Source organism: Kitasatospora sp. NPDC101235 (genome assembly GCF_044767505.1).
Classification (GTDB): Bacteria; Actinomycetota; Actinomycetes; order Streptomycetales; family Streptomycetaceae; genus Kitasatospora.
In genome coordinates, this window is sequence record NZ_JBIWNZ010000035.1 from 1 (window position 1) to 3270 (window position 3270).

3 protein-coding genes are annotated in these 3270 nt (G+C 75.0%); all 3 read left to right on the forward strand.

Going from position 1 to position 3270, the window contains the following annotated elements:
• Positions 1-330: electron transfer flavoprotein subunit beta/FixA family protein (locus tag ACIRRH_RS37430; protein ID WP_403076617.1), on the forward strand; the 330-nt coding region annotated here is incomplete at its 5' end.
• Between the two features lie 45 nt (positions 331-375).
• Complete coding sequence (locus tag ACIRRH_RS37435; protein ID WP_403076619.1) at positions 376-1338, forward strand: electron transfer flavoprotein subunit alpha/FixB family protein; 963 nt, start codon at positions 376-378, stop codon at positions 1336-1338.
• Between the two features lie 231 nt (positions 1339-1569).
• Positions 1570-2991, forward strand: a complete 1422-nt coding sequence (locus ACIRRH_RS37440; RefSeq protein ID WP_403076621.1) for an acyl-CoA synthetase — start codon at positions 1570-1572, stop codon at positions 2989-2991.
• The last annotated feature ends 279 nt before the right edge of the window (positions 2992-3270 follow it).

Consider the following 3270-nt stretch of genomic DNA (forward strand, 5'->3'; position numbering starts at 1 on the left):
GGCGGCGTGGTGAAGGGCCGTCGGGACGGTGACGCGGCGACCGAGCTGGTCGAGGCTGCGCTGCCGGCCGTGGTCTCGGTGACGGACCAGTCGGGCGAGGCCCGTTACCCCTCGTTCAAGGGGATCATGGCGGCGAAGAAGAAGCCGGTGCAGTCGCTGGACCTGGACGACCTGGGCATCGAGGCGGACGAGGTCGGTCTGGCGGGTTCGTGGACGGCGGTCGAGTCGGTGGCGGCGCGTCCGGCGCGGACCGCGGGCACGGTCGTCAAGGACGAGGGCGAGGGCGGCAAGCAGCTCGCCGCTTTCCTCGCCGACCAGAAGTTCATCTAGTCCCACCCGTTCGCGCATCCAACGATCGATCAGGAGCAACGAATCATGGCTGAGATCCTGGTTCTGGTGGACCACGCCGACGGTGTGGTCCGCAAGCCGGCCCTGGAGCTGCTGACCCTGGCCCGCCGCATCGGCGAGCCGTCCGCCGTCGTCCTCGGCGCCGGTGCTGCCGCGGCCGACATCGCCGCGAAGGCCGGCGAGTACGGCGCGGCGAAGGTGTACGTCGCCGACGGCGCCGAGTTCGCCGACCAGCTGGTCGTCCCCAAGGTGGACGCCCTGGCCCAGATCGCCAAGGCCAACGACGTCGCCGCCGTGCTGGTCACGTCCTCCGGCGAGGGCAAGGAGGTCGCCGCGCGCGTCGCGCTGCGCCTCGGCTCCGGCATCATCACCGACGCCGTCGACCTGGAGGCCGGCGACGGCGGTCCGGTCGCCACCCAGTCGGTGTTCGCCGCGTCCTTCCAGGTGAAGTCCAAGGTCACCAAGGGCGCGCCGGTCATCACCGTCAAGCCGAACGCCGTCGCCCCCGAGGCCGCCCCGGCCGCGGGCGCCGTCGAGAACGTCGCCGTCGAGTTCACCGGCAACGCCGCCAAGGTCACCTCGCGCACCCCGCGCGTCTCCTCCGGCCGCCCCGAGCTGACCGAGGCCGCGATCGTGGTCTCCGGCGGCCGTGGTGTCGGTGCCGCCGAGGGCTTCGGCGTGGTCGAGGAGCTCGCGGACGCGCTGGGCGCGGCCGTCGGTGCCTCGCGCGCCGCCGTGGACGCCGGCTGGTACCCGCACAGCAGCCAGGTCGGCCAGACCGGCAAGCAGGTCTCCCCGCAGCTCTACATCGCGGCGGGCATCTCCGGTGCGATCCAGCACCGGGCCGGCATGCAGACCTCGAAGACCATCGTGGCCGTCAACAAGGACCCCGAGGCCCCGATCTTCGAGCTGGTCGACTACGGCGTGGTCGGCGACCTCTTCGAGGTGCTGCCGCAGCTCACCGCCGAGGTGAAGGCCCGCAAGGCCTGATCCCACGGGAAGGTTCGGAGGGCGTGGCGCCGGGTGCTCGGTGCCGCGCCCTCCGTCGTTCCCGGTCGTCCGCCGCCCTGTTCGGCCGTGACCCGTCGTCCCCGGAGCACGGCGGGCGGGGCGGCGGCCCGTAGAGTCGGCGCCGGCGCGTGACGCGGAGGCAGACGCGCGAGGTGAACGCGCGGCGCACGGGCGCGGCGCGGTGGCGTGGGACGAGGCGAGGACGGTGGCATGGCACTGCTGACGGCACTTGAGGGCGGTTTCGGCGACGCGGCGGACGCGCTGCGGATCGACGGTCGGACGCTCTCCCGGGAGGACCTGCTGGGCGCGGCGACCGCCGTCGCCGACCGGGTGGCCGGCGCCCCGGCGCTCGCGGTGCTCGCCCGGCCCACCGTCGAGACCGTCACCGCCGTGGTCGGCGGCCTGCTGGCGGGCGTCCCGGTGGTGCCGCTGCCGCCCGACTCGGGCCCCAAGGAGCGCGAGCACATCCTGCGGGACTCGGGCGCGGCGCTGCTCGCGCACGCCGTCGGGGAGACGTTGCCGCAGGGCACCTCGGTGGCGGGGCTGCCGGTCGACCCCGCGCAGCGCTCCGCCGCCACCTACGCCGAGCCGGCCGCGGCGTCGACCGGCTTCGTGCTCTACACCTCCGGCACCACCGGTGCGCCCAAGGGCGTGGTGATCCGGCGCGAGGCGATCGCCGCCGACCTGGACGCCCTCGCCGCCGCCTGGCAGTGGACCGCCGAGGACACCCTCGTGCACGGCCTGCCGCTGTTCCACGTGCACGGGCTGCTGCTCGGCGTGCTCGGCGCCCTGCGCACCGGCAGCGGGCTGGTGCACACCGGGCGCCCCACCCCGGAGGGCTATGCGGCGGCGGGCGGCAGCCTGTACTTCGGCGTGCCCACCGTCTGGTCCCGGCTGGCGGCGGACCCGGAGTCGGCGACCCGGCTCGCCCCGGCCCGGCTGCTGGTCTCCGGCAGCGCGCCGCTGCCCGTCCCGGTGTTCGAGAAGCTGGCGGCGCTCACCGGGCACGCCCCGATCGAGCGGTACGGGATGACCGAGTCGCTGATCACCGTCAGCACCCGGGCGGACGGCGAGCGGCGCCCCGGCAGCGTCGGGCTGCCGGTGGACGGGGTCCGCACCCGGCTGGTCGGCGAGGACGGCACGCCGGTGCCCAGCGACGGGGAGAGCGTCGGCGAACTCCAGGTCTCCGGCCCGACGTTGTTCAGCGGTTACCTCAACCGGCCGGACGCGGACGCCGAGGCGTGGACGGCGGACGGTTGGTTCCGCACCGGCGACGTCGCGGTGATCGGGGCGGACGGCTTCCACCGGATCGTCGGCCGTGCCTCGGTGGACCTCATCAAGAGCGGCGGCTACCGGATCGGCGCGGGCGAGGTGGAGGCCGCGCTGCGCGACCACCCGGCGGTCGCCGACGCGGCGGTGGTCGGCGTGCCGGACGAGGACCTCGGACAGGCGATCGTCGCGTACGTCATTCCGGACGGCGCCGTGACGGGGGATCAGTTGACGTCCTTCGTGGCGGAGCGGCTGTCGGTGCACAAGCGGCCGCGCCGGGTCGTCCTGGTGCCCGAACTGCCCAGGAACGCCTTGGGGAAGGTGCTGAAGAAGCAGCTGCTGGCGGAGGCCGGCGGCCGCTGACGAGGGGGCGTCGGACGCTCCCGAGGTGACGGGTTGTCACCCTGATGCACCGTCGACGCGCCACTCGGGACCCTTCCATCGGTGCACTCCGCTGCGCGAAGTGATCGAATGTGTGCTTAACGTGACACGCAGGCAGAACCGAACCCCCGAGCAGCATGCCGTGGGGGGGGGGGGGGGGGGGGGGGGCCCCGGGCGCGGGGGGGGGGGGGGGGGGGCGCCCCGCGGGGGGGGGGGGGGGGGCGCGGGCGCCGCCCCCCCGGGAGGGGCTGACGCACACGC

Bases quoted from the DNA above. Each gene is read 5' to 3' on its own strand.
- ACIRRH_RS37435 (WP_403076619.1), top strand. From the start codon at position 376: ATGGCTGAGATCCTGGTTCTGGTGGACCACGCCGACGGTGTGGTCCGC.
- ACIRRH_RS37440 (WP_403076621.1), top strand. From the start codon at position 1,570: ATGGCACTGCTGACGGCACTTGAGGGCGGTTTCGGCGACGCGGCGGAC.